This window comes from Stenotrophomonas sp. YJH_SMC_48-3, from assembly GCF_059369375.1.
In genome coordinates, this window is record NZ_JCAFSQ010000001.1 from 469,959 (window position 1) to 496,110 (window position 26,152).

Here is a 26,152-nt window from a genome sequence, read left to right on the forward strand (position 1 = left end):
TGCTACACTTGCACCGGTTCCGCACCGCCAACGATCAACACCATGAGCAACGGGAACGGTCCGCAGACAGTTCGCTGAGCCGCAACAACGATGCAGACGTTGTTGCGGTGATCATCCCTGCGATGCACGCGAAGTGGATGGATCGCCGCCGGATCACTCCGGGCGGAGACTCCCCATGTTCAATCGAAAGGCCCCGCGTTGGGCCCACCCGTTGCCGTCGGCCATTGTGCTGATGGCGCCGTTCGACCTCCTGGCCTCGCTGGCCATGGACATCTATCTTCCTGTGGTGCCGGTGATGCCGCAGGCACTGCAGACATCCCCGACGCTGGTGCAGCTCACGTTGAGCAGTTACCTGCTGGCGCTCGGGCTGGGCCAGTTGCTGTTTGGCCCATTGTCCGACCGCATCGGGCGACGCCCGGTCCTGTTGCTGGGGGCGTTGCTGTTCGCGCTGTCGTCGTTTGCGCTGGCCTTGTCCGGCAGCGGCGCCGCTTTTCTGGCCTGGCGAACCGTACAGGCGGTGGGAGCGTCGGCGGCATTGGTGGCGACCTTCGCCACGGTCCGTGACATCTATGCCGATACACCCGAAGGCGCCTCGCTGTATGGGTTGTTCGCTTCGATGCTGGCCTTCGTGCCGGCGCTGGGGCCTGTTCTGGGCGCACTGCTGGCTGGTGCCGTCGGCTGGCGCGCGATCTTCGTTCTGCTCGGTGTACTGGGCACGATCGCCGGCCTGCGCGCGGTGCGGCATTGGCACGAAACCCGCCCGCAGTGCCATGACGGGGCGCGACCGGCGGCACGACGCATCCTCGGCAGCGGCGCGTTCTGGGTCTACACGCTGGGCTTCAGCGCGGGCATGGGCACATTCTTCGTGTTCTTCTCAGTCGCGCCCCGGTTGCTGGTCGGGCGCATGCAGTACTCGCCGCTGTCGTTCAGCCTGGCCTTCGCGACGGTGGCACTGGTGATGATCGTCACGGCGCGGATGGCGAACGCGTGCATTGGGCGCTGGAACGTGCGCGGTACCTTCCTGCGCGGCCTGTGGGTGATGGTGGCCGGGGCGCTGCTGATGGCGTCGGCCGCCGCGTGGCGTCCCTCGTTGATCGGCGTGGTGCTGCCCATGTGGGGCATCGCGGTGGGGCTGGTGATGGTGGTTTCAGTGGCTGCCAACGGTGCGCTGCGTGATTTCGCCGATGCGTCGGGTGCGGCGGTGGCCCTGTACTACGCAGTGCAGAGCCTTATCGTGGCAGGCATCGGCACGCTGGTGATCCTTGTGCTACCCGGCGATACCGTGTGGCCGCTGGTGGCCTATGGGTTGCTGCTGCCACTTGCCAGCCTGGCAGGTGCCGCCGCCCTGCGCCGTCGCGCATAGCGCTGGGGGTGGGCAAAAAAGGGGCGGCCGCAAGGCCGCCCCAACCCGTCAAGAGAACACGTGTTTAGAAGCGGATGGACCAGCGAGCACTGGCCCCATGGTCGCGGCTTTCACTGCCGAACTGGCCGCTGTAGCCCAGCTCCAGCTGCTGCCGCGGCGTCAGCCACGCCGACAGGCCCAGCTCGGCCACGACAGCGTTCTCGGCAATCGGTGCGCCTTCGACTGCAAAGGGCGTGCTGCTGTTGGCAAAGGCCAGGTTGGCCACCTGGCTGCGGTCTCCGAAGGCGCGGCGATAGCCCAGACCACCGCGCAGATGCAGCCAGCTGTCCTGCTGGAATGATGCCTTCAGGCCCTTGTCGAAGCGCAGCCCTGCGGTAGCGGTGGTGGTGCCGGTGTCGTCCACCTTGCCGTGCAGCGCCGCCGCGCCACCGCGCTCGTTGATCTGCTTGAGGTCCACTTCCACGCGACCCACCTGCAGGTAGGGCTCCAACCCGCCTTCCGCGTTGCCGAAGCGATAGCCCGCTTCGATGAACGCTTGGCGCGCATGCGCGTTGTAGCGCGCGCTCAGGCTGTCACTGAAGCCGGCGAAGCCGACATCGCGCGTGCTCTTCACCTTGTGCTTGCTCCATGCCACGCCACCGCGCAGGCCGAAGCCGCCCCAGGCGTGGCTGGCATAGGCGCCGACGTGCGTGTTGTCGATCTTCGACTTGGCACGGCGCTCCAGCTGCTTCACGTCGGTGCGGCCGGTACCGGCCAGCACGCCGACCTGCCAGCCATCGAACTCGCGGTCGATGCCCACCAGCAGGCCATTGCTGTTGGCATCGGTGCGCGCGGTGTTGCTGTTGCCATCCAGCCTGCTGTTGCCGCCCAGTGCCTGCACCCAGGCACCGGTGGCGTCACCCGTATCGGATCCCGGTGCGGTTGCGCCGGCACGGCGTGACAACGCAGCGTCACGGACATGACGGCTGCCTTCCACCAGCGCCAGCGAGGTGGCTGCGTGCAGCTCGCCGCTGAGGCCATCGAGTACGGCACCGACCTGCTGCGGGAACAGCTGTGTCAGCGGCTTGGGCAGGCCCTGGTTGATCGCCAGGCCATCGGCCGCCGCCGCAACCGCATGCTGGTTGGGCGTAGTGGCCGCACTGGCCAGCGATGCACCACGGGCCACGTCGATGCGTGCTCCGTTGGCACCGTACGCCAGGCTGAACTGCAGGAACGGCGAGAACGCGCTGAAGTCGGTCTTCGCGAACTGCCCGTTGAGACCGCCGTCGGCGCGGATGAAATTGAACTGCTCGCCGAGGTAGTAGGTGCCCGGCTCCGGCAGCGCGAGCAGGGTACCGCCCAGGGTGGCGGTGCCGGTCACGTGCAACTGGTCACTGCGCCCGCCTGGAGCAAGTTCGGCGGCATAGACGCCGGTTGCGCCCTGCACGTAGTTGCCGTTGATGGTCAGCGTGCCGATTGAATTGCCGGGCGCGATGATGCCGTCGACTTGGGTGGTGCCGAGCGTACCGACACCCTTCAGCAGGCCGTTGGCACCGACCGTGGTGGTGCCGCCGGTCTGCGTGCCGTTGAAGGACACCACGCCGCCGTTGACGCTCAGGTTGCTGTCCTTCAGCACGGCGCTGGCGCTGACCGTACTCACGCCACCGGTAGTGGTCAGTGCGGTGGAGAACAGGCTGCCGTTGAGCAGGAACTGGCCGCCCTGCACTTCGACCGCCGCGGTAAGCGCGTTGGCGCCGTTCAGTTCCAGCGTACCGTCCTGAAGTACCGCGCCGTTGAAGCTGTTGTCACCGGTCAGGCGCAACCAGCCGATGCCGGACTTGTTCAGCTTGCCGGGGCCGCCGATGTCATTGGTCCAGTCATCCCAGGCGTCGCCTTCCCACACCTTCAGGCCACCGGCCTTCTGGTTCATCACCACGTTGGTATCCACGCGCAGCGAGCCGTAGCCTTCGATGGCCTTGCGCAGGTCCATCAGTCCCCAGCCGTAGATCTCGTCGATGCCGGGTGCGCCAAGATCACGCGCGGTGGTCAGCAGCACGTCGCGGACCTGCGCGCTGTCCAGATAGGGGAAGCGTTCGAACAACAGGCCCAGCGCACCGGTGACGTGCGGTGCGGCCATCGACGTGCCGCTGAGCAGCCCGTAGCTGTAGGTTGGCACGCGCTGGGTGACGTCGAGCGACAGGTTGCCGTTGGCATCAACGCCCAACGACGCCGCAACGGCGGAGTCATCGCCGTAGACCGTGGAGTTGATGTTGGAACCCGGGGCCGCCAGGCACCAGTTGGCGCTGAGCCCGCACTTGTTGGAGGTCAGGCTGAGGGTGAAATCCTGTCCAACGTTGACGACGCTGAGCCAGTATTTTTCGATGTCGGCGAAGGCACGCGGCAGGGTGGCGTACATGCCGGCGATCGGGCTGGCCGATACAGGAGCCGCAGCACCGCGCGCCGGCGAATTGCCTGCCGCCCAGACCTGGATCATTCCCCTGGCGCGTGATCCGTCTGCATAAGTGGCAAGGTAGTCGCGATAATCGGGATCGTTGTAGATCCGGTCCATCAGCACCGCATCGGGTTCCTTGCTCAGGCCCCAGCTGTGGTTTACCGCGCGCACGCCCTGGGCATTCATCTGCGCATACATGTCGACCACGGCGGACGAATCCGGCCCGACGCTGCCCAGCGAGACTACGGAATACCCGGTCGCCGTACGCTGCCATTCGCTGGCGCTGTTGAAGAACAGGCGGGCCACACTGAGATCGGCGCCGAAGGCCACGCCATGCATGCCGTTGCCATCACGGTTGGCAGCGATGGTGCCGGCAACATGGGTGCCGTGCACTTCGTAGCCGATACCGGGCTGTACATAGGGCCCCGCCAGGATCAGATCGCGGATGTTCTGCGGGACGTTTGCGTTGAACCCGACGTAGCTGACCTGCACGTCGTCGCCGTCACTTGAGAAGCAGGCGCCGGGGCCAGTGAGCTGTGCAGTGTTGGTGCAGCGCGTGCCATCGGCGAGCACGTCGGCGATGTGGATGCTGCGATGGTTCTTGCCAGCGAATTCCGGATGGTCCAGGCCGGTGCCACTGTCGAACACGCCAAGGCGGATGCCGGTGCCCGTCAGGCCACGCGCATAGGCGTCGTCGGCGTGGGTCGCCGCCAGGCCCCAGTCGGCGTTGAATTCCTCCGTGTGCCAACTGGCCGGATCACCTGCGTTACCGAGGAGCGACGTGCTGCTGGCTGCTGCCGTGGGTGTTGCGGCCGCTGCGTTGGCGCCGGCCGACGCGCTCGCCATCGACGTGGGCTGCGCCCATGCCGCCTGCAGTTGGCGCTGCTGCTGCCAAGCGTCGAGTGACTCGCTGGCCATGGCGGGAAGCGCTGCAGCCAGCAACAGCGAACTGGCCACGGCCAACGCCAGGCGGCTGTGCAGCGGGAAGCGGGAGTGGGACGAACAGCCGTGCTGCGGGTGATTCATCGGACAACATTCCTTGGTTGACGGACAACAACGCCGTTAACCCCGCAGCGCGCCAATCACCCCCAGTAGTGTGAAGGAATTTTTATGAACGCGTTAAGGTGGCGTGACGCCGGTGTTCACGTTGCCTCGCGGCTCCCCCGCTACCGTGAGCCGGCCTGGGCTCACCAGGCTTATCAGGGAGTGATGGTGATGCGTACTGTCAGGAAAGTGATCGTGGCGGCGCTGTTCGCGCTGGCATGTACCGGTTCGGTGGCGGTGGCGGGCCCTGTCGAGCCTTGCGACGCGCCCTGCTGGCGGGCCTACCAGATGTGCCTGGCCAGTGGGGCCGACGCTGGGGAATGCCAGCAGGCGTACAATACCTGCGTGGTCGATCTGTGCATGGGCGTGTGAGTCGCGCCGATTGAGCCGTGTGGGAGCCCCGTCACTGACGGGGCTCTTCTGTTTCCGTGGAAGGTCGGGCAGTCTGGATGGGCCCTGTCCAACGGAAGCATGCCATGGCCGTCAAACGCGTCGTCGCCAACATCGCCACGGCTGAGCCGGAACGGGCCGCTGCCTTCTATGGCGAGCTGCTTGGCATGCCCGTGGTGATGGACCATGGCTGGATCGTCACCCATGGCGGGCAGGGCAGTGCGCTGGCGCAGGTCAGCTTTGCCAGTGAAGGCGGTTCCGGCACTGCGGTGCCGGACCTGTCGATCGAGGTGGACGACCTGCAGCAGGTGCTGGAGCGCATGCGTAAGGCCGGCATCGCGCTGGAGTATGGGCCGGTCGATGAACCCTGGGGCGTGCGCCGCTTCTTTGTCCGCGATCCATTCGGGCGGCTGTTGAACATCCTCGTGCACACCTGAGCAGGACGGTTCCAACGCCGCCTGCTACCCCGTGACAGGCCGACCCTGCATGGCAATCGATATCACAGGGGCTGGCAGGACACGCGCGTGCGCTCATCGCGCAACCGGGCGCGATGCACGCCGCGCCGCGGATGCTTACGTGGTACCGCAGTGGCACGGCCGTCGGCGTCGGCTGGGCGATGGCATCGGCCGGTACCCTGGCCCAGCTTGTGGCTGCAGGATGGCACCGCCGACGGGAAACGGCCTGGCCGCGTGATCATCACTTCTGCTGGCGGTGCGGAGCCTCTCCACCATGCTCGATCTGCTGCTGCTGCTGCTGCTGCTGCTGCTGCTGCTGGCGCGCGTTGGCGTGGCGCGCGTGCCCACCCTCGCGCCCGATCGCGGCCATGTGCCGCCGATCACGGCTGATCGCCTCGCCGCCCTTGCGGCCTGCCGCACGTGCCTCATCGCGGCTGAACTCATGCGCATTGCCGGAGGCATGCGCCGCACGTCCGCCTTTGGCAGCGATCGCGCGCTGCTTGGCCTGGTCCATCGAGGCGAAGCCCCGGTTGGAGCGGTGATTCTGCTCAGTCATGGGAAGTATCCTTCTGCATGGTCGGCGCCGTGGTCGGCGACAGCGCCAATGCTTGGCCAGTGCGTGCTAAGCCGAGGTCGCCATCCCCGCCGTGGTCTTCACCCGGCATGCGCACGTGGTTGATGAGTCCGCCATTCAGGCGGATGCCAGGACCACCACCACCGGCGAACACGCGGGGTGTCGCCGGCGCACTGCATCAGCGCAGGCGGGCGTCGCGCAGGCGTTGCGCGAACGGTCGTTGCTCCAGCACCTTCAATGCCTCACGCAGCACCTGTTCCAACGACTGTCCAAGATCGGCGTCGAGACTGCGGGCCGCTAGCGCCGTAGCCTGCCACTGCGCCTGCAGCGCCGGCAATGCCCGCAGGGCGTGCGGGCTCAACTGCAGGATGCGTTCGCGGCTGTCCTCGCCCACCGCAGCGTGCAGCCAGCCGTCGCGCACCATCGCTGAAACCGTCTGGCTGAGCGCGGAGTGGCTGAGCCCGCAGGCCAGTGCCAGATCCTTGATGCGGCAGGGGCCCTGCACCATCAGCGTGCGCAGCACCGGGGTGTAGCGCGGCCGGTAGTCCAGTTGCAGATCCCGGTACGCCTGCTCGACCGCCGGGTCGAGCTGGTCGAGCAGGGCACGCAGCAGCGTTCCCAGAGTTGCACGTTGGAGATCCATGGTGACAATGATATATAAGCACTTATATATCATCAAGGCGACGGAGGCGATCATGACGGTTTCGTGGATGCTTGGCGCGTTGCTGGCGGCCGCCTGCCCGGCGCAGGACGCCGTGCTGCAGGCAGCGGCCACGGCGATAGAGGCGCAGTACCTGGATGCGGCCGAAGGCGCACGCATTGCCGAAGCCGTGCGCGGCTGGTCCACCCAGCAGCGCTATGTGGACAGCTGCTCGGATCCGAAGGCTTTCAGCGCACGCCTGAACCAGGACCTGGACACGTTCGATGGCCACTTCCATGTAGAGCGCGTGGACGCAACGGCCGGCCAGGACGACTGGCTGATGGCATGGCGCGCGGATGCGCGCAGCAATGGCGCTGGCGTGCGCGAGGTACGGGTGCTGGAGGGCAACATCGGTTACCTGCGGCTGAGTACATTCTATCCGCTGGATCTGGCCCGGCCGAAACTCGCCGCCGCCCTCGAGCTGCTGGCCGACACCGATGGCCTGGTGCTGGATCTGCGCCAGAACGGCGGCGGGGATGACGGCAGTGCCGACCTGCTGGTGCGCACGCTGTTGGACGCGAAGATCGACGCGGTGCAGCAGTTGGACCAGCGCGGGCGGCGCACGCTGGTACCACTGCCGCCGGCAAGCCTGCCCACTTACCTGAAGCCGCTGGTCGTGCTGATCGATCGCCGCACCGCGTCGGCTGCCGAGTTCGTCGCCTACTCGCTGCAGGCGCTGGGCCGTGCACGCATTGTCGGCACGCGCAGCGGCGGCGCTGCACACATGGTCGATGATCCTGTGCTGCTGCCGGATGGCTATCAGATCAGCATTCCCGATCGGCAGCCGATCAATCTACATACCGGAACCAACTGGGAACGCACCGGTGTCACGCCCGACGCGGCAGGCGGTGACGATCCGCTGTTCGTCGCGCGGCAGCTGCTGGCCCGATCGGCCTCGCGGGAATGAACGCACAATTGCAATTGCGCCCTATCGCAGACGACATGCAGCGTGCCTAGAATCGAAGCATCCCGGTAGTTCCCGGGCGCTTCGAGTGAATGGACTCAATGAAGATTCTGCTGACCGGCAGTTCCGGGCGGATCGGGCGCGCGATCTTCGGCGCATTGGCGGCCTCCCACGAAGTGGTGGGGCTGGATCGCAGCCCATTCGCCACCACCCGCATCATTGCCGATGTCACCGATCACCAGGCTGTCGCACGGGCGGTGCAGGGCGTTGACGCGGTGATCCATACCGCCGCCCTGCACGCACCCCACGTCGGCCTGGTGCCGGACGGGGTGTTCCACCAGATCAACGTGGAGGCGACCGCGCACCTGCTGCAGGCCGCACGCGAAGCCGGGGCGCGGCGATTCGTGCTGACCAGTACAACCGCGCTGTATGGCCACGCCGTGGTCGCCGGTGGCTGCCGTTGGATCGATGAAGACACCGAGCCGTTGCCGCGCACGATCTACCACCGCACCAAGCTGCAGGCCGAAGCACTGGCCGAAGCCGCTGCGGCGCCGGCCTTCAGCGTGCGCGTGCTGCGCATGGCCCGCTGCTTCCCCGAGCCGCCCGAGCGCATGGCGATGTTCCGCCTGCACCGCGGTATCGACGCACGTGATGTAGCCAGCGCGCATGCTGCACTGCTGCTGGACGAAGGCGCCGCTTTCGCGCGTTACATCGCGTGCGCTCCGACGCCGTTCCGGCGTGAGGATTGCCTGGAGCTGGCCACCCACCCGCGCAGCGTGCTGGCACGCCGCGCGCCACAGCTGCTGGCCGAGTTCGAACGACGGGGCTGGCCGCTGCCGTTGAGCATCGATCGCGTCTACGACAGTGCCCGCCTGCGCAGCGTGCTGGGCTGGCAGCCGCGCTTCGGCCCGGACGACGTGCTGCAGCAGTACGCCGCCGGCAGCATCGAGGTGCTGCCAAGGGCGGAGTGGATCAAGGATCGGGTCGCCGAATGAGATGGTCGCAGGGGGCGGGGCACCGAGCCCACCCTGAGCAGGTTCAGGAATGTGCAGGCCGCTGGCCTCAATCTCGATGGCGGCCGGCCGCTAAACCCGGTGTGCCTCGTGCACCGGGCGCGGCCCGGCGGCCGGTGGCCTGCGCGACGGATCGCGCGCCTGCGCGGTGTCCTCGTGACGCCGGTCGTCCTGAATTGCCTTGCGGACCCTCCCATGCCTTCTTCCCGCTCCGCCACTGCCCAACGCCCGGGCAGCATCGCCCACAAGCTGATGCTGGGCACCGCTGTGATCGCGCTGCTGTGCTTCGGCCTGACCGCGTTCCTGATCTACCGGCAGGCCAGCGCCAGTCTGATCAGCGCCTCGCGCCAGACCATGACCAGCGAGGCCAACGCCGAGGCGCGCCAGGTGGCGGCTGACCTGGGCACCGCCTTTGCCAGCAACGATGCCATGGTTGAAAGCGTGCTGGCCCAGCGTGCCCGTGGCGACGTGCCCGACCGCGCCAGCCTGGCGGCGGTGCTCGGCGAACAGCTGCGTGCTCATCCGCAATGGCTCGGCAAGAGCACCATGTGGGAGGCCGATGCCTTCGACGGCAAGGATGCGGAGTTCGTCAATACCGAAGCACACGATGCCACCGGCCGTTACATGAGCTACTGGGCCTGGCAGGACGGCAAGCCGCAGCAGTCGGTGATGACCGATTACACCGAGACCGCCAGCGGATCGGGCGACTGGTACATGGGGCCCAGCCGCGACAAGCTGCCCAAGGTCAGCGAACCCTACGCCTATGACATCGCCGGCCAGAAAGTGCTCATGAGCACCCTGAGCACGCCGATCATCGAGAACGGCAGATTCCTGGGCGTGTTCACCGTGGACTTCTCGCTGGCGGCGTTGCAGAAGCACCTGGCCACGCTGAAGCCGATGGGGGCCGGTCGTGTCGAACTGCTGTCGCCGAAGGGTGTGGTGCTGGCCTCGGCCAATGCCGCCGAGATCGGCAAGCCGCGCAGCGACGCGCAGACCCGCAGCATGCTGGCCGACATTGCCGCCGACCGTCCGTTCGAGGCCTTCACTCCGGATGCGGCCGGCAATGTGCGGGTGTATGTACCGCTGCGGGTCGGCGATGCGCCGCAGCGTTTTGCCCTGGGCGTGGTGATGCCGCACGCGGTGATCGTGGCTGAGGCACGCCAGCTGCTGTGGCTGACCCTGCTGGTCGGCGTGGTCGCCGCGCTGACCCTCAGCGCCGGCGTGTATGTGCTGCTGCGCCGCCTGGCGATCCGTCCGCTGGCTGAAGCCGTGCGCGTGGCCGGTGACGTCGCGGCCGGCAAGCTGGACAGCACGCTGCCGGCGCGCAGCAACGACGAAGTGGGGCGCCTGCTGGACGCGATGCAGGGCATGCGTGGGCAGTTGCAGTCAGTGATGGCTGCGCAGGCCGAAATGGCGCGCCGCCACGATGCCGGGGAACTCAGCTACCGCATGGATGCTGCGGCGTTCCCGGGCGAGTACGGCCGCATGGTGGCCGACAGCAACCAGCTGGTGGCCTCCAGCAATGCGGTCACCCAGCGCCTGGTCGAGGTGATGCAGCGCTACGCCGTGGGCGACCTCAGCGTGGACATGGAAGCGCTGCCGGGCGAGAAGGCGGCATTCACCGCCGCGATGGCAACCACCAAGGGCAACCTGGCTGCGATCAACGAGCAGATCCAGCAGCTGGCCGCCGCCGCCGCTGCCGGTGATTTCGCCGTGCGCGGTGATGCGCTGCGCTTCGAGCATGATTTCCGCCGCATGGTGGAGACCTTGAACACAATGATGCAGGTCAGCGACCACAACCTGGCTGCACTGTCTACGCTGCTGCGCGCGATCGCCGCCGGCGACCTCACTGCGCGCATGCAGGGTGAGTTCCACGGGGTGTTCGCGGTGATGCGCGACGATGCCAACAGCACCGTGCAGCAGCTGACTCAGATCGTCGGACAGATCCAGCAGTCGGCGGCCAGCATCCGCCTGGCCGCTGGCGAGATCGCGGCCGGCAACAGCGACCTGTCGCGCCGCACCGAACAGCAGGCCGCCAATCTGGAAGAAACCGCCGCGTCGATGGAGGAACTGACCTCCACCGTGCGCCAGAATGCCGACCACGCGCTGCAGGCCAACATGCTGGCCGGTTCCGCAGCGGGCGTGGCCAGCGAAGGGGGCGAGGTGGTCAGCCAGGTGGTGCAGACGATGCAGCAGATCGAAGCCTCGTCGCAGCGCATCGCCGAGATCATCTCGGTGATCGATGGCATTGCGTTCCAGACCAACATCCTGGCATTGAACGCGGCGGTGGAAGCCGCGCGCGCCGGCGAGCAGGGCCGTGGCTTCGCCGTGGTCGCCAGCGAAGTCCGTGCGCTGGCGCAGCGCTCAGCGGGTGCCGCCAAGGAGATCAAGGAGCTGATCGACGCTTCGGTGGCACAGGTCGGAGCCGGTGCGCAGCTGGTGCACGGTGCCGGACGCACCATGCAGGACATCGTCGGTCAGGTCGGCCGCGTGAATGAGATCATGGCCGAGATCTCGGCCGCCTCGCGCGAACAGTCGGCCGGCATCGAGCAGGTCAACCAGACCGTGGTGCAGATGGACGAAACCACCCAGCAGAATGCTGCACTGGTGGAGGAAGCCAGTGCAGCAGCCCGCGCGATGGAGGAGCAGGCCGAGCAGCTGGCGGTGGCGGTGTCGCGCTTCCGCCTGCAGGCCGGGCCGATGGCCACGGCACGCCGCGCGGCCTGAGCCAGAAAACGAAGACGCCCGGCGGAGGCCGGGCGTCGCTTGCATCCTTGCCGCGCATCCCTGCGCAGGTCTGATGGCTCAGAACATGCCTTCAAACGGGTTCCAGCTGGTGCGCCCTTCCACCTTCTCTAGGTAGTAGCTGTAGTTGGTGCTGGAGGCGACCAGCAGGTTCATGGCGATGAACAGCATGCGCCCGACAACGTCGGGAAGGAACATGGTGATGATGGCCAGTACGATGTTGATGCCGATCACCACCAGTGCCTTGCGCCACATGCCAAGGATCAGCAGGTAGATGGCGCCGAAGAACAGCGCGAAGAAGTTCAGGTTGATCTTCAGGCGGTCACCAAAGGACAGCGCCTTCCAGGCCTGCTTGAAGCCGGGGTTCTTGGGGGCGCCGTGCTGGCGGAAGAAGTTGAAGCGGAACTGCCACTTCGGGCTGAACTGGGACAGGTCAGTGGTATTCATTGGGGAAACATCCCTGTGAGAAAACGTTTTCATGATAGGACAAGTCCTATTCAGGATCCAAGCGCTGCCGTCAAAAATGTGACGCCTGCCTTGTTCCGACGGCTGCGGCCCGGCGCCGCACCGTCACCCGCCCGCCTTGTTTTTGGGTTAGGGTGCGCAGTTCCGCTGCCGCCGCGGTTGACCCCGGCGGCGGCGGGATGTCCATGGAGGTTGCATGACCACAGCTGCTACACCGGAAAACGCACCGGGGCCGGTGCTCCTGCCGACACCTGAAGTGGTGCAGGCACAACAACTGCTCGCGCGCCAGCAACTGGCGGTGGCGATGGACCGTGCGCGCACGGCCGCCACGCGGGACGCGGCGCCGGCCGCGCTGGAAAGCGAGTAATCCGCCACCGTTGATCGCGCTGGCATCACGCCAGCGCGATCACGGCGCGCGCGGGGCTCAGAACCGTGCGGTCATGCTGAGGAAGTAGCTGCGCCCAGCGACGAAGTAGTCGGTGGAGCCTTCGGCATACAGCGTCTTGTCGGCCAGGTTGCTGATGCCACCGCGCAGGGTCAGCACCTCGTTGACGTTAAGCGCTGCGGTCAGGTCATACAGCGTGTAGGCCTTGAGGAAGGTCGTCGCCGTGCCGGTCTGCCTGCCGGTGTACTGCGCCGACAGGCTGCTGGAAAACACCGTGTTGGGCGTCCAGTCCAGCGACGAATAGCCGGAGAATTCCGGCGTATCGATCAGGTTGCGGCCGGTAGTCAGGTTCTTGGCTTCCTTCATCCAGGTTGCCGAGGTGCGCCAGCGCCAGTGCTCGCCGAAGCGGAAATTGAGGTTGCCTTCCATGCCGCTGGTGCGTGCGCGCTGCACGTTGCTCATCCGTGTCCACCAGATGCCGTTGAACCTGCCCAGCGGTGCGTACTCGATCTTGTTCCTGAAGTCGGTGTGGAAGTAGGTCAGGCCGGCATCGACCAGGTCGTTGCCAAAGCTGATGCCGATCTCGCGGTTGGTGCTGGTTTCCGGGTCCAGGTCCGGGTTTCCGGCCATGTAGCAGCCGCCACGGGTATAGCCCAGCGGGATCAGCGAGGTGCAGCCACGGCCCCCGGACTGGGTGGCGGCGCTGGGCGAGTTCTCGGTCAGGCTGGGCGCGCGGAAGCCCTTGGAAACGCCACCGCGGATGGTCCATTGCTCGGCCGGATGCCAGACCAGGTAGGCGCGCGGGCTGACGTGGCCACCGAACTTCTCATGGTGGTCCAGGCGCGCGCCCAGGGTCAGTGCCAGGGTGCGGTGCAGCTTCAGTCCGTCTTCTACGAACAGGGCCCAGGTATCCACTTCCAGATCGGAACCGCTGACGGCATTGCCGGCATAGTCGATCGGCGCGCGGCCGATGGTATCGGTGTTGGTCAGTTCCTGGCGCTTCCACTGGCCGCCCACGGCAAACTGGTGTTCAACGCCGAGGGTGAACGGCGTGGTCAGGTTGCCCTCGATGATCGTATCTGTTGCTTCGGAACGGCCGGTAGCACCGATGTTGTTCCTGTACTCGGTCCAGTACGCACTGATCTTCGAATTGCCGAAGCTCCACTTGCCATCGTGGTTGAGCGCCAGCGAGCTGCGTTTGAGCTCACTGGCACCCCACGCGCTTTCATCCTGCTTTTCCAGCGACGCATCGATGAAGGCCTGCTGCACGCCATGGCCGGCTTCCAGCGACAGCGCCTGTGCGTCGCTCAGGTTCCACTGCAGCAGCGCGTCGACATTGCGGTCCTTCTCGCCCGCATAGGCATTGCCGTAGACACCGCCGTTGGAGCGGTCCGAATCGCGGCGCATGCTGTTGGCGCCGATGCGCAGGCCAAAGCGCTCGCCGAGCGGGCCGGAGAACGTTGCGCCGATCTGCTGGGTATCGCCGCGCTTGCCGTCAGCGGGGCGGGTGTAGCTGTGGGTGGCGCTGCCGCTCCAGTCATCACCGATGCGCTTGGTGATGATGTTGATCACCCCGCCCATGGCATCGGAGCCATACAGCGACGACATCGGCCCGCGCACCACTTCGATGCGTTCGATCTGCTCCGGCGAGATCCAGTTCAGATCCTGACGGCCGAGGTCGGGGCGGTAGTTGGTCGACGCCGAGCTGCCCATGCGCTTGCCGTCCACCAGCACCAGCGTGTAGTTCGACGGCATGCCGCGCAGCTTGATCTTGGACTGCTCGCCGACCGCGCTGAGGCCACCGGTCACGCCCGGCACACGGCTGAGCAGGGTGGCCAGGTCGTGCACCGGCTGACGTTCGATGTCCTCGCGGCTGATTACGCTGATGCTGGCCGGGGCATCCTTGATCCATTGCTGGTTGCCCGAGGCGGTAACCACCACGGTATCCAGATTCGTGGTGGAGGCATCGGCGCTGGCCTCTGCGGCAGCCATGCCGGGCAGGCCAAGCAGGCAGGCGGCGGCCAGGGCGCTGGCCAAGCGGGTGCGCGGCGGGCGCGCGGGACGGGAACGGGACAGGGGCATGATGGCTTCCATCGGAGGAGGGAGACCCGATGGAGGCAGCAGGCGCACGCAGACAGCGGGCAGCTCCCTTCCATGGGTCGTACGGCGCCGGGGCTGGAACCGGCGCAGCTGGGTGGGTTTTGACCGTGCGGACGACGGCAACCTGCCTGGTTCATGAAATGATAACCGTTCGCATTTGTTACGATCCAGCACAGGAGGCGACGAGGTGACATCCGATACCTGGCTGCCAGACTCGCCTGCTGTTTGCTGAATGGGGATAAATCCCGGCTTAGGCCTTCGCACCCGGCTTACATCCGGCGCCCTAGACTGGGCCGCATTTTCGATTCCGCCCTGTTGGAGATCGTGTGGGTTCCGGTAGTGACAGACAGCGACTGCGCGGCGTGAGGCCGACGCAGCCAGGACAAGTGCGGGCGCCGGGAAAGCGCGCCGGGAACCTTGGTGCATGCAGCCCGGCCGGGATGGCCGGCCGTGCCGACCGCGCGGAGTAGGCGGCAATGGGGGTGCAGACCATCCATGCGGAAGCGGATACGCCCCGGCTTGATGCCGGCTGGGCGCTGCTGCCGGTGGAATCGCCGTTGCAGATGCCCGAGCAGACCCTGCGCGAGGGCCATCTGAAGGTTCGACGCCACCGCACCTCGCCGCGGCTGATCGGCCTGCGCCGGTTCTACATCTTCGGCGGCACGCTGGCGATGACCGCCATCGCTACCCGGATGATGTGGCGGGTGCTGTCGGCCAACGGCATCAGCGTGCTTGAAGCCTGCCTGCTGGTGCTGTTCGTCGGCCTGTTCGCCTGGATTGCGCTGTCGTTCGCCAGTGCCGTGGCCGGCTTCCTGACGGCGGTGTTCGACCGGGGTTACCGGCTGGGCATCGATCCGGACAAGCCGCTGCCTACGGTACACAGCCGCACCGCGCTGCTGATGCCAACCTACAACGAAGACCCGCGCCGCCTGCTGGCGGGCCTGCAGGCGATCTACGAGTCGGTGGCGGCCACCGGCCAGCTCGACCGCTTCGACTTCTTCGTGCTCAGCGACACCCGCCGCGAGGACATCGCCGGTGCCGAGGAACAGGTGTTTGCCGAACTGCGCGAGCGTGTACCTGATGGCCGGGTGCGGCTGTTCTACCGCCGCCGTGGCGACAACAGCGGGCGCAAGGCCGGCAACATCGCCGACTGGGTGCGCCGCTTCGGCGGCGCCTACCCGCAGATGCTGATCCTGGACGCCGACAGCCTGATGACCGGCGACAGCATCGTGCGCCTGGTGGCCGGCATGGAACACAACGCCGACGTCGGCCTGATCCAGACCCTGCCGTCGGTGATCGGTGGCCGTACCCTGTTCGCGCGCATGCAGCAGTTCGGTGGCCGCGTGTACGGGCCGGTGATTGCGCGTGGCGTGGCCTGGTGGCATGGCGCCGAGAGCAACTATTGGGGCCACAATGCCATCATCCGCACCCGCGCCTTCGCAGACCACGCCGGCCTGCCAGCGCTACCAGGACGCAAGCCGTTCGGCGGCCATGTGCTCAGCCATGACTTCGTCGAAGCGGCGCTGATGCGGCGTGGTGGCTGGGCCGCGCACATGGTGCCCTACCTGGGTGGCAGCTACGAGGAAGGCCCTCCGACACTGACTGACCTGCTGGTGCGCGACCGCCGCTGGTGCCAGGGCAACCTGCAACACGGCAAGGTGGTCGGCAGCCGTGGCCTGCACTGGATCAGCCGCACGCACATGCTGATCGGTATCGGCCATTACTTCACCGCGCCGATGTGGGCGATGCTGATGCTGATCGGCATCGCCATTCCATTGTTCCAGGAAGGCATTGATTTCAACGCCCTGCTGCACCTGTCGCCCAGCGTTTACTGGCGCGCACAGGACGAAGAACAGGTGGTTCGCCTGTTCGCTGCCACCATGGCCGTGCTGCTGCTGCCCAAGGTGCTGGGGTACCTGGCAATGCTTCTGGAGCCGGTCGACCGTCGTGGCTGTGGTGGCGCGATCCGCGCGTTCGTTTCGATGCTGGTGGAAACCGTACTGGCCGCGCTGATGGCGCCGGTGGTGATGTACGTGCAGTCGCGCGGCGTCGCCGAAGTGCTGTCCGGGCGCGATTCCGGCTGGGACGCGCAGCAGCGTGACGACGGTGGTATCTCGTGGCTGGCGCTGATCCGCGGCTATGGCGGCCTCGGCGTATTCGGTGCCTTCATGGGCGTGCTGGCCTGGGCCGTATCGCCGTCGCTGGCCGCGTGGATGGCGCCGGTGGTGATCGGCATGGTGCTGGCGGTCCCGGTGGTGGCGCTGACGTCATCGCGCGGGCCGGGTACCTTCCTGCATCGGCTTGGCCTGCTCGATATCCCCGAAGAGAACATCCCGCCGCCGGTGCTGGTACGCGCTGCACAGCTGCGCCGGGAAGCGGCCGAACAACCGCCGCTGTACTGATCGCCCTGCGGCAGCGGCATAATGCGGCTCGAACTTGAAGGAGCCACATCATGCTGCAAACGGTGGAACAGGAAACCGGCGCCTCGCCGCAGTGGTCGGTGATCTGGCTGCACGGCCTTGGCGCCGACGGTCACGACTTCGCGCCGATCGTGCCGGAGCTGGTGCGTCCGCACTGGCCAGCGCTGCGCTTCGTGTTCCCGCATGCGCCGGTGCGGCCGATCACGATCAACAACGGCGTGCCGATGCGCGGCTGGTACGACATCGTCGGCATGGATTTCCGCTCGCGCGCCGACATGGCCGGCGTGCAGGACTCGGTACTGCAGCTGGATGCGCTGATCGCGCGTGAGATCGAGCGCGGCATCGCTCCGGAGAAGATCTTCCTGGCCGGTTTCTCGCAGGGTGGCGCGATCATCCTGACCGCCGCACTGTCACGCACGGCGCCACTGGCCGGCCTGATTGCACTGTCCACCTACCTGCCCGAGGCCGAGAGCGCCAAGCGCGCTGACGGTGCGGTGCAGGTGCCGGTGTTCATGGCCCATGGCAGCAGCGACCCGGTGATTCCGCAGGCGGTGGCCGTACACAGCGCGCAGGCCCTGCAGGCGATGGGCCTGGAGGTGGAGTGGCACAGCTATCCGATGGCCCACCAGGTCTGCGCCGAAGAAATCCAGGCGCTGGGTGACTGGTTGCAGGAACGCCTGGGCACTGCCTGAGCCATGTCACCGGCCAGCGCCCCGCCGTGGATGCCGGAACTGTGCCGCCTGCCGCGGCTGGCGGCGATGCTCGGCCTGGCCGAGCTGGTGGTGGTGGTACTGGCGCTGGCGCCCGACGGTAGCCGTCACTGGACCTTCGGCGAACTGCTGTCGGCCAGCGGCTTCGCGTTGTGGCTTGCGCTGGCGGTGACCGCCAGCCTGTGCCTGCTGCGGCAGGCGCTGTCGAGGCTGCCGCAGGTGCTGGGGGCTGTGGCGGCCATCGCACTGGCGACACTGATCGCGGTGATCTGCGCCGGCATCGTGCATGCGCTGTACGCGGTGCTGGGCGACAACTTCGCCCGCGGCATCAGCTTCTGGCGCTTCACGCTGGGCAGCGCGGCCACCACCGCGCTGATCACCGCGCTGGCCCTGCGCTATTTCTACGTGAGTGACCGCTGGGCCGCGCAGGTGCAGGCCAACGCACGCGCACAGGCCGATGCGCTGCAGGCGCGGATCCGCCCCCATTTCCTGTTCAACAGCATGAACCTGATCGCCAGCCTGCTGCATCGCGATCCGGCGGTGGCCGAGCGTGCGGTGCTGGACCTGTCCGATCTGTTCCGTGCGGCGCTGGGGGCGGGCGAGGGCGATTCCACCCTGCGTGACGAATGCGAGCTGGCCGAGCGCTACCTGTCGATTGAATCACTGCGCCTGGGCGAGCGTCTGCAGGTGCGCTGGCAGCGCGATGAGCCGCTGCCCTGGAATCTTCCCCTGCCTCGCCTGGTACTGCAGCCGCTGGTGGAGAACGCCGTGCTGCATGGCATCTCGCGGCTGCCCGAGGGCGGCACCATCGAGCTGCAGCTGGTGCGCGAGGGCAACGAGCTGCAGATCCGCGTGCGCAACCCGGCGCCCGACCCGCAGGCGCCCGGACTGGCCCTGGCGCGCGGTGCCGGCCATGCCCAGCACAGCATCGGCCATCGGCTGGCCTGGCGTTTCGGCAGCGCCGCGCGGATGACGGCTGGCTGGAGCGAGGGCTACTATGCCTGCCAGGTGACAGTGCCGATCCAGTGAGGGAGCGATCGTGAGGGTAGTCATCGCCGATGACGAACCGCTGGCGCGCGAGCGCCTGCGCAGCCTGTTGTCCGCGCAGGACGGCGTGGTCGTGGTGGCCGAGGCCGGTAACGGCGAGCAGGCCCTGCACGCGTGCGCGGAGCTGCAGCCGGACCTGGTCCTGCTGGATATCGCCATGCCCGGGCTGGATGGCCTGGAAGCGGCCCGTCATCTGGCCAGCTTCGAACCCCGGCCGGCGGTGGTGTTCTGCACCGCCTACGATGCGCATGCGCTGTCGGCGTTCGAGGCTGCGGCGATCGACTATCTGATGAAACCAGTGCGCGCCGAACGCCTGGCGGCGGCGATTGCACGCGCACGCACGTTCCTGGCCGGCCGTGATGGCCAGCCGCAGGACCATCGTGGGCAACAGGCACGGAGCATGCTGTGCGCACGCCTGCGCGGCAGCCTGCGGCTGATTCCGCTGGACGACATCCACTACCTGCAGGCCGAAGAGAAGTACGTGGTGGTGCACCACGCACGTGGAGAAGACTTGATCGAAGAGTCACTGAAGTCGCTGGAAGAGGAGTTCGCCAGCCGCTTCATCCGCATCCATCGCAACTGCCTGGTGGCACGCCATGAGCTGGTGGAGCTGCGTCGTGGCACGGGCGGCCAGGTGCAGGCGATGCTGCGCCATGGCAAGCAACCGCTGGAAGTCAGCCGCCGCTGCGTGGCGACGCTGAAGCAGGAACTGCGGCATCTGTGAGGTTTCCGCGCGGCCTGCGGCCGCGACTGCTGTGAAATCAACAGCAACAGCAACAGCAACAGCAACGGCGGGTTGGTCGGCTCGTTGGTGCTACGTACTGGGTCGGGCCGAGGTGGGGTGGCGGGACACGCTGCAAGTACATCCCTGTAAGCTCGATGGCGCCTTGCTCGTGTGCGCTGTCCTGCGCACACGGCAAGACCGGGGTTGGGCGTCCTGCCCAACCCGCCCGAGGCATGCCTCGCGCCCATGGCGCCAACGGTCCCGCCACCCCACCCCGGCCCAACCCTCTCGTTTTTCCCGCGTCGGACGGCAAAGGCATTGTTGTTATCGGGTGGGGAAAGAGAGGTCAGATCCCTTTTCCTGCGGAAAAGGGATCTGACCCCGGAAGCCGTCGGCTGTTGCTTTTGCTTCTGCTTTTTTCTTTTGATCTTCCGTGGCTGACGCGCACGGAAGCTGTCAGAGGCCGGGCGGGGTGGGGTCGCGGGGGTGTCCGCGGCATGGATGCCGCGGCCAAGCCTCCACGCGGACGGATTCACGGCGTCCCCCGCGACCCCACCCCGCCCGGCCAAGCGCGGCTGTTGCTTTCACGACCCCTCCGCCAGCCACGAGGGGCTCCGCCGTTGGCCGTATCCGCGCCGGAGGCGCGATAATGACCGGATGGAAACCGTTCGCATCGCCACCCGCAAGAGCCCGCTCGCCCTCTGGCAGAGCGAACACGTCGCTGACCGCCTGCGCCAGGCCCATCCCGGCCTGCATGTGGAACTGGTGCCGATGAGCACCCGCGGTGACGAGGTGCTCGACCGCTCGCTGGCCGCGATCGGTGGCAAGGGCCTGTTCCTGAAGGAACTGGAGCTGGCCATGCTGCGCGGTGAGGCCGACTGCGCCGTGCATTCTTTGAAGGACGTGCCGATGGAACTGGACGAGCCGTTCGCGCTGCCGGCAATCCTGCCCCGACACGATCCGGCCGATGGCTTCGTCTCCAACCTGTACGCCTCGCTGGACGCGCTGCCGATCGGCGCGCGGGTCGGTACCTCGTCGCTGCGCCGCCAGGCCCAGCTGCGCGCGCTGCGCCCGGACCTGGAGCTGCTCGACCTGCGCGGTAACGTCAACACCCGCCTGGCCAAGCTCGACAACGGCGGCTACGACGCCATCGTGCTGGCCGTGGCCGGCCTGGAGCGCCTGGGCCTGGGTGAGCGCATCGTCGCGCGCCTGCAACCGCCGCAGTGGTTGCCGGCCCCGGCGCAGGGCGCGGTGGCGGTGGAGTGCGATGGCGGCAATGCGCACCTGAGGGCGCTGTTCGGCCAGCTTGATGACGCGGCTACCCGTGCCTGCGTGGAAGCCGAGCGGGCAATGAACCGTGCGCTGCATGGCAGCTGCCATGTGCCGGTGGCGGCCATCGCGCAGTGGCAGGGCGACGACCTGCACCTGCAGGGGCTGGTTGGCAGCGCCAGCGATGGCCGTGCGGTGCGTGCCGAGGCGGTGGGCCCGGCCAATGCCCCGGAAGCGCTGGGCCAGCGCGTGGCGAACATGCTGCTGGACGATGGCGCCGGCGAACTGCTGAACGCCTGAGCCCCGATGTCTGTAGAGCCGAGCCATGCTCGGCTGCTCTTCGCCGGGAAAATCCCGGGCTTCGCGCTCAAGTCGAGCATGGCTCGACTCTACAAAAACGAAACGGGCGCCCTCGGCGCCCGTTCTGCTTATTTGAACTTGTAGACCACGTTCATCGTGGTCAGCGTATCGGTCTTGCGCTTGTCGACAGCGACGTCGCTGTTGTAACGCGCCTGCCAGCCGGCCTTCAGCGCCAAGTGCTCGTTCATGCTCACCGACACGCCGAAGTCGTTCTGGCCGAAGGTGTTGTACGAACCGGATTCGACCAGCAGCGTGTTGACCAGGTCGGTGTTGTCGGTCAGCGAGTACTTCATGTCGAACAGGCCGCGGCCGATCATGCCGGTGCGGGTGCGGTCGTCCTCGGTGCTGTGGGTGCGGCGCACACCGGGACCGATCTGCGCGTCGAACGAGAAGCGCTCGGTGTTCCACAGGCGGGTGCCGTAACCCAGGCCGAACGAGCTCTGGCGGTCGTAGGTGGCGAAGTCGTCGCGCTCGGTACGCACCGTGGCCGTCAGCTGGCGGTGCTCGCCCAGCTGCAGCGCGCTGCCGGCACTGCCGGTGTAGCGATTGGCCGTGGTGTTGTTGCGGCGGGTAGTGGTGCCGTCATCGCGGGTCTCGGTCACCTTGGAGCTGGAGCGCAGGCCGGCCAGGTCCATGCTGTGAACCCAGTCGCCGTCGGTGTAGCGAAGGCGCAGGCGGCCGTTGAAGCTCTCGGTGCTGCTGTTGCCGCGTGCCGAAGCGAAGCCGAGCTCGCCGCCACTGCCGCTCCACGGCGAGGACATCGCCGCCAGTTCGGAGGCATCCTGTGCGTACGCGAGCGGCGCGCACAGCAGCAGGGGGATCAGCAGGGACACGCGCAGGAACATCGGGACTACTCCGAAGCGGTTGACAGCCGGTGATGATACTGGAAGCGTGATGGCGGTCCGAATCGATCCAAACGCCCGCTTCAGCAGACGTTGCCGCGACCGCCCATTCAGGGCAGATCGACGCGCAACGCCGGGTCGTTGAAGCGCGAATAGCGCAGCCGCAACTGGAAACTGCGGCCATTGCTGCTGCCGCTGCGCACGATCTGGCGTGGCAGGCCCTGGGCATCCACCCAGTACTCCAGGCGTTCACCGGGCTGGCTGCCGCGCAGCCGGTAGTGACGGGTCTCGACCCCGTCCAGCGCCTGGCTGCCGAGGTCCTCGGCCTGCAGGTCGGCGGGCAGGGCGTCGGCCGGCAGCGGGTTGCGCCACTGCTCGAGCAGGCCGGGCGGGGCCGGCACCTGGCGGATCGCACCGTCGGCCTGCAGGAACAGGGTGTCGCCGATGATGGTCTGCGGACCGGCCGGCGTCTCCACCCGGAAGCGGTCGGGGGCGACGAAGTCCATGGCGCTGCGTACCCGCTGCGGCGCGCCCAGCACCTCCAGTTCGGCGTGGAAGCTGCGCAGGGCCGCAAAGCGTTGGCTGGCGCCCAGTACGACCTGGGCCGGATCGGCCGCGGGCACGGGGGCTTCGGTACTGGCCGGCGCCGGTGCGCGATCGCAGGCAGCCAGCAGCAGGCAGGCCAGCAGGGACAGGGCAGGCAACCGGCGCATCGGGCATTCCATGGGGTGGGGGCGACCACGATAGCCCAAACGTCCCACACAAGACCCGCGACTCGGACATAATCGGGGGCATGGACCGATACGAACGCATCACCGCCCTGCATCGTCTGCTCAAGTCCGCGCGCTATCCGGTGACGGTGGCGACCCTGCAGGACAAGCTCGGTTGTTCCCGTGCCACCGTCTACCGCGACCTGGCCTTCCTGCGCGATGCGCTGATGGCACCGATCGAGGGCGACGGCGAAGCAGGCTTCCGTTACCAGGCCGACGAGAGCGACCGCTTCGAACTGCCTGGCCTATGGCTCAGCTCGGAGGAGCTGCATGCCCTGCTGGCTTCGCAACACCTGCTGGCGCGCACCGGCGGTGGCGTGCTGTCTTCGGTGCTGGCGCCGCTGCAGCAGCGCATCGAGAGCCTGCTGGCGGCCCAGGCGGGCGTGTCCAGCTGGCCGGTGGACCGCGTGCGGGTGATTCCGCACCGTGGCCGCAAGTTTGACGAAGGCAGCTTCCGCAGCGTTGCCTCGGCCGTGCTGGAGCGTCGCCAGCTGGCATTCGAGTACCGCGCCCGTTCCACCGACGAGCCGACCAAGCGTACCGTCTCGCCGCAGCGCCTGACCCACTATCGCGACAACTGGTACCTGGATGCCTGGGACCATGACCGCGAGGCGCTGCGCAGTTTCGCCGTGGACCGCATCCACAAGGCACGGGTGATCGACAGCACCGCCCGCGATGTCGCCGACAGCGAGCTGGACGAGCAGCTCGGCGCCAGCTATGGCATTTTTTCTGGTGCGCCGAAGGGCTGGGCGACCATCCTGTTCAGCGCCAAGGCCGCGCGCTGGGTGGCCGACGAGCACTGGCATTCCAAGCAGCAGGGCCGCTTCCTGGCCGATGGCCGCTACGAACTGAAGGTGCCGTACAGCGTCTCGCGCGAGCTGCTGATGGACGTGCTGCACTATGGTTCGGATGCCGAGATCATCGAGCCGGTGATGCTGCGCGAGCAGGCCAAGGCGCTGCTCGAGCTGGCCCTGAGCAACTACGAAAAATCCTGACACTCCCCCCGAGAACCCTTCCGCCCATGAAGAAGATCCTGTTGCTGCCCCTGCTCGCCGCTGCGCTGGCCCTGACCGCCTGCGGCACGTCCGGCGAGCCCTCGCAGAAGCTGGTGGTGGCCGCCACGGCCGTGCCGCATGCCGAGATCCTTGAAGTGGTCAAGCCGATCCTCAAGCAGGAAGGCGTGGACCTGGACGTGCGCGTGTTCAACGACTACGTGCAGCCCAACGACCAGCTGGTGCAGAAGCAGGTGGACGCCAACTACTTCCAGACCGAGCCGTACCTGGATGCCTACAACCGCGATCGCAAGACCGATCTGGTGAAGGTGATCGGCGTGCACATCGAGCCGTTCGGTGCCTATTCGCGCAAGGTCAAGTCGCTGGCCGAGCTGCGCGACGGTGCCGACGTGGTGATCCCGAACGACCCGAGCAACAACAGCCGTGCGCTGATCCTGCTGCACAAGGCCGGCGTGATCGAGCTGAAGGATCCGGCCAACGCGCTGTCGACCCTGCGTGACATCACCGCCAACCCGAAGAACCTGAAGTTCCGCGAACTCGACTCGGCGATGCTGCCGCGCGTGCTGGGCCAGGTGGACCTGGCACTGATCAACACCAACTACGCGCTGGACGCCGGCCTCAACCCGACCAAGGACGCTCTGGCGATCGAGAGCAAGGATTCGCCTTACGTGAACTTCCTGGTCGCGCGCCCGGACAACAAGGACGACGCCCGTGTGCAGAAACTGGCCAAGGCCCTGACCAGTCCGCAGGTGAAGGCCTTCATCGAGACCAAGTACAAGGGCGCGGTGCTGCCGGCGTTCTGACCGTGTACTGACCGTGTGGTAGTGCCGGCCGCTGGCCGGCAATCACCGGGCATTGCGAAGATCATGGGGTTGCCGGCCAGCGGCCGGCACTACCCTCAATCGACGTGGAAGGCGAGGGTGGCGGCAACCGCCTGCTGCCATCCTGCATACAGCTTCTCGCGCCGGGACACCTCCATCTGTGGCTCGAAGCGCCGGTCCAGGCCCCATTGCGCGGTGATCTGTTCGCGGCTGGACCAGAACCCGACGGCCAGGCCGGCCAGATAGGCCGCACCGAGCGCGGTGGTTTCGGTCAACCGCGGCCGCAGCAGCGGCACACCGAGGATGTCTGCCTGGAAGCTGGCCAGGAAGTCGTTGCCGATCGCACCGCCATCGGCGCGCAGTTCGGTCAGCGCGATACCGGCATCGGATTGCATTGCATCGAGCACGTCGCGGGTCTGGTAGGCCATCGCTTCCAGCGCGGCGCGCACGAAATGCGCCTTGCGGGTACCGCGGGTCAGGCCGAACATCGCGCCGCGCACATCGCTGCGCCAATAGGGCGCGCCGAGGCCGACAAACGCCGGCACCAGGTAGGCGCCGCCACTGTCGGGTACCTGTGCGGCCAGCGCCTGGCTGTCGCTGGCGCGTTCGATCATGCGCAGTCCGTCGCGCAGCCACTGCACCACCGAGCCGGCGATGAAGATCGACCCCTCCAGCGCATACTCCACGCGCCCGTCCAGGCCCCAGGCGATGGTGGTCAGCAGGCCGTTGCGCGAGCGTACCGCCTGCGTGCCGGTGTGCATCAGCATGAAGCAGCCGGTGCCGTAAGTGTTCTTGACCATGCCCGGCTGGAAGCAGGCCTGGCCGAACAGCGCCGCCTGCTGGTCACCGGCGATGCCGGCGATCGGGATCGGGTGGTCGAAGAAGAACTGCGGCCGGGTGTGTGCGTACACCGCACTGGAGTCGCGCACCTGCGGCAGCATCGCGCGCGGGATGTCCAGCAGCGCCAGCAGGTCTTCATCCCAGTCCAGCGTGTGGATGTTGAACAGCAGGGTGCGCGCGGCATTGCTGTAATCGGTCACGTGCGCCTGGCCACCACTGAGGTTCCACACCAGCCAGCTGTCGATGGTGCCGAACAGGAGCTCGCCACGCTCGGCGCGCTGCTGCGCACCTTCCACGTGGTCGAGGATCCAGCGCACCTTGGTCGCGGAGAAATAGGCGTCGATCAGCAGGCCGGTCCGCTCGCGGACCAGCGCTTCATGCCCGTCGGACTTCAGCCGCTCGCAGATGGCGTGGCTCTGCCGCGATTGCCAGACGATCGCGTTATGGATGGGCTGGCCGTTGGCGCGGTCCCAGACCACGGTGGTTTCGCGCTGGTTGGTGATGCCCAGCGCAGCGATATGGCGCGGATCGATCTGTTCGCGGCTGAGCAGTTCGGTCAGCGTGGCGTAGACGCTGGTAAGGATCTCGCGCGGGTCATGCTCGACCCAGCCGGGCTGGGGGAAGATCTGTGCGAATTCGCGCTGTGCACTGCCGACGATGTCGCCGGCACGGTCGAACAGGATCGCGCGCGAACTGGTGGTGCCCTGATCGATGGCCAGCACGTAGCGGGGCGTCATGCAGCGTCTCCGGTAGAGCGGTCGGGGTAA

22 protein-coding genes are annotated in these 26,152 nt (G+C 67.1%); 14 read left to right on the top strand and 8 right to left on the bottom strand.

What is annotated here, in order from left to right:
- Positions 1-175 precede the first annotated feature (175 nt).
- Positions 176-1,363, top strand: a complete 1,188-nt coding sequence (cml, locus tag AC5P65_RS02175; protein WP_111098716.1) for a CmlA/FloR family chloramphenicol efflux MFS transporter — start codon at positions 176-178, stop codon at positions 1,361-1,363.
- A 64-nt stretch (positions 1,364-1,427) separates the two neighbouring features.
- On the opposite strand, the gene AC5P65_RS02180 is transcribed toward cml, so the two are convergent.
- On the bottom strand, positions 1,428-4,820 hold the full coding sequence (locus AC5P65_RS02180) for an autotransporter domain-containing protein (RefSeq protein WP_111098715.1): 3,393 nt from the start codon (positions 4,818-4,820) through the stop codon (positions 1,428-1,430).
- Between the two features lie 189 nt (positions 4,821-5,009).
- Here AC5P65_RS02180 and AC5P65_RS02185 point away from each other — a divergent pair, with 189 nt between their 5' ends.
- A complete protein-coding gene (locus AC5P65_RS02185; protein ID WP_031270690.1) occupies positions 5,010-5,210 on the top strand; it encodes a hypothetical protein in 201 nt (66 codons plus the stop codon).
- Between the two features lie 104 nt (positions 5,211-5,314).
- The gene (locus AC5P65_RS02190; RefSeq protein ID WP_019660756.1) at positions 5,315-5,665 is read left to right on the top strand and encodes a VOC family protein; all 351 of its coding nucleotides are present in this window, start codon (positions 5,315-5,317) and stop codon (positions 5,663-5,665) included.
- Positions 5,666-5,924: 259 nt separating this feature from the next.
- Here the strand turns inward: AC5P65_RS02190 and AC5P65_RS02195 are convergent, their stop codons facing one another.
- Together AC5P65_RS02195 and AC5P65_RS02200 are read right to left on the bottom strand one after the other, a co-directional pair.
- Positions 5,925-6,239 carry a KGG domain-containing protein gene (locus AC5P65_RS02195; protein ID WP_495221588.1) on the bottom strand — a complete coding sequence of 105 codons (315 nt, stop codon included), beginning with the start codon at positions 6,237-6,239 and terminating at the stop codon, positions 5,925-5,927.
- Between the two features lie 196 nt (positions 6,240-6,435).
- Positions 6,436-6,900: a MarR family winged helix-turn-helix transcriptional regulator gene (locus AC5P65_RS02200; protein WP_111098712.1), complete on the bottom strand. Its 465-nt coding sequence runs from the start codon at positions 6,898-6,900 to the stop codon at positions 6,436-6,438.
- A gap of 52 nt (positions 6,901-6,952) precedes the next feature.
- Between AC5P65_RS02200 and AC5P65_RS02205 the strand changes: the two genes are divergently transcribed.
- The 3 genes from AC5P65_RS02205 (at position 6,953) to AC5P65_RS02215 (ending at position 11,601) form a co-directional block, all read left to right on the top strand.
- A complete protein-coding gene (locus AC5P65_RS02205) occupies positions 6,953-7,864 on the top strand; it encodes a S41 family peptidase (protein ID WP_111098711.1) in 912 nt (303 codons plus the stop codon).
- A gap of 98 nt (positions 7,865-7,962) precedes the next feature.
- Positions 7,963-8,856, top strand: a complete 894-nt coding sequence (locus AC5P65_RS02210; RefSeq protein WP_019660752.1) for an NAD-dependent epimerase/dehydratase family protein — start codon at positions 7,963-7,965, stop codon at positions 8,854-8,856.
- Between the two features lie 213 nt (positions 8,857-9,069).
- Positions 9,070-11,601 (top strand): methyl-accepting chemotaxis protein, encoded by a 2,532-nt coding sequence (locus tag AC5P65_RS02215; RefSeq protein WP_111098710.1) that lies wholly within the window; start codon positions 9,070-9,072, stop codon positions 11,599-11,601.
- Between the two features lie 78 nt (positions 11,602-11,679).
- On the opposite strand, the gene AC5P65_RS02220 is transcribed toward AC5P65_RS02215, so the two are convergent.
- The gene (locus AC5P65_RS02220) at positions 11,680-12,066 is read right to left on the bottom strand and encodes a DUF2628 domain-containing protein (RefSeq protein ID WP_019660750.1); all 387 of its coding nucleotides are present in this window, start codon (positions 12,064-12,066) and stop codon (positions 11,680-11,682) included.
- A gap of 214 nt (positions 12,067-12,280) precedes the next feature.
- On the opposite strand from AC5P65_RS02220, the gene AC5P65_RS02225 reads away from it, so the two are divergent.
- The gene (locus AC5P65_RS02225; protein WP_021204097.1) at positions 12,281-12,451 is read left to right on the top strand and encodes a hypothetical protein; all 171 of its coding nucleotides are present in this window, start codon (positions 12,281-12,283) and stop codon (positions 12,449-12,451) included.
- Positions 12,452-12,508: 57 nt separating this feature from the next.
- On the opposite strand, the gene AC5P65_RS02230 is transcribed toward AC5P65_RS02225, so the two are convergent.
- Positions 12,509-14,551, bottom strand: coding sequence for a TonB-dependent receptor domain-containing protein (locus tag AC5P65_RS02230; RefSeq protein ID WP_111101746.1), 2,043 nt, complete (start codon positions 14,549-14,551; stop codon positions 12,509-12,511).
- A gap of 494 nt (positions 14,552-15,045) precedes the next feature.
- Between AC5P65_RS02230 and mdoH the strand changes: the two genes are divergently transcribed.
- The 5 genes from mdoH (at position 15,046) to hemC (ending at position 21,039) form a co-directional block, all read left to right on the top strand.
- The gene (gene mdoH, locus AC5P65_RS02235; protein ID WP_019660748.1) at positions 15,046-16,971 is read left to right on the top strand and encodes a glucans biosynthesis glucosyltransferase MdoH; all 1,926 of its coding nucleotides are present in this window, start codon (positions 15,046-15,048) and stop codon (positions 16,969-16,971) included.
- Between the two features lie 50 nt (positions 16,972-17,021).
- Positions 17,022-17,681 carry an alpha/beta hydrolase gene (locus AC5P65_RS02240; protein WP_111098708.1) on the top strand — a complete coding sequence of 220 codons (660 nt, stop codon included), beginning with the start codon at positions 17,022-17,024 and terminating at the stop codon, positions 17,679-17,681.
- Positions 17,682-17,684: 3 nt separating this feature from the next.
- Positions 17,685-18,728: a sensor histidine kinase gene (locus AC5P65_RS02245; protein ID WP_019660746.1), complete on the top strand. Its 1,044-nt coding sequence runs from the start codon at positions 17,685-17,687 to the stop codon at positions 18,726-18,728.
- Between the two features lie 10 nt (positions 18,729-18,738).
- On the top strand, positions 18,739-19,470 hold the full coding sequence (locus AC5P65_RS02250) for a LytR/AlgR family response regulator transcription factor (protein ID WP_019660745.1): 732 nt from the start codon (positions 18,739-18,741) through the stop codon (positions 19,468-19,470).
- Between the two features lie 657 nt (positions 19,471-20,127).
- Positions 20,128-21,039 carry a hydroxymethylbilane synthase gene (gene hemC, locus AC5P65_RS02255; RefSeq protein ID WP_111099183.1) on the top strand — a complete coding sequence of 304 codons (912 nt, stop codon included), beginning with the start codon at positions 20,128-20,130 and terminating at the stop codon, positions 21,037-21,039.
- Positions 21,040-21,167: 128 nt separating this feature from the next.
- Here the strand turns inward: hemC and AC5P65_RS02260 are convergent, their stop codons facing one another.
- Positions 21,168-21,944 carry a DUF481 domain-containing protein gene (locus AC5P65_RS02260; protein WP_019660743.1) on the bottom strand — a complete coding sequence of 259 codons (777 nt, stop codon included), beginning with the start codon at positions 21,942-21,944 and terminating at the stop codon, positions 21,168-21,170.
- 107 nt (positions 21,945-22,051) lie between these two features.
- Positions 22,052-22,654 carry a LolA-like protein gene (locus AC5P65_RS02265; RefSeq protein ID WP_021203868.1) on the bottom strand — a complete coding sequence of 201 codons (603 nt, stop codon included), beginning with the start codon at positions 22,652-22,654 and terminating at the stop codon, positions 22,052-22,054.
- Positions 22,655-22,734: 80 nt separating this feature from the next.
- On the opposite strand from AC5P65_RS02265, the gene AC5P65_RS02270 reads away from it, so the two are divergent.
- Complete coding sequence (locus AC5P65_RS02270; protein ID WP_019660741.1) at positions 22,735-23,706, top strand: helix-turn-helix transcriptional regulator; 972 nt, start codon at positions 22,735-22,737, stop codon at positions 23,704-23,706.
- 26 nt (positions 23,707-23,732) lie between these two features.
- Complete coding sequence (locus AC5P65_RS02275; protein WP_111099184.1) at positions 23,733-24,527, top strand: MetQ/NlpA family ABC transporter substrate-binding protein; 795 nt, start codon at positions 23,733-23,735, stop codon at positions 24,525-24,527.
- 95 nt (positions 24,528-24,622) lie between these two features.
- Here AC5P65_RS02275 and glpK read toward each other — a convergent pair whose 3' ends face one another.
- Positions 24,623-26,122, bottom strand: coding sequence for a glycerol kinase GlpK (gene glpK / locus AC5P65_RS02280; RefSeq protein ID WP_111099185.1), 1,500 nt, complete (start codon positions 26,120-26,122; stop codon positions 24,623-24,625).
- Positions 26,123-26,152: the final 30 nt, after the last annotated feature.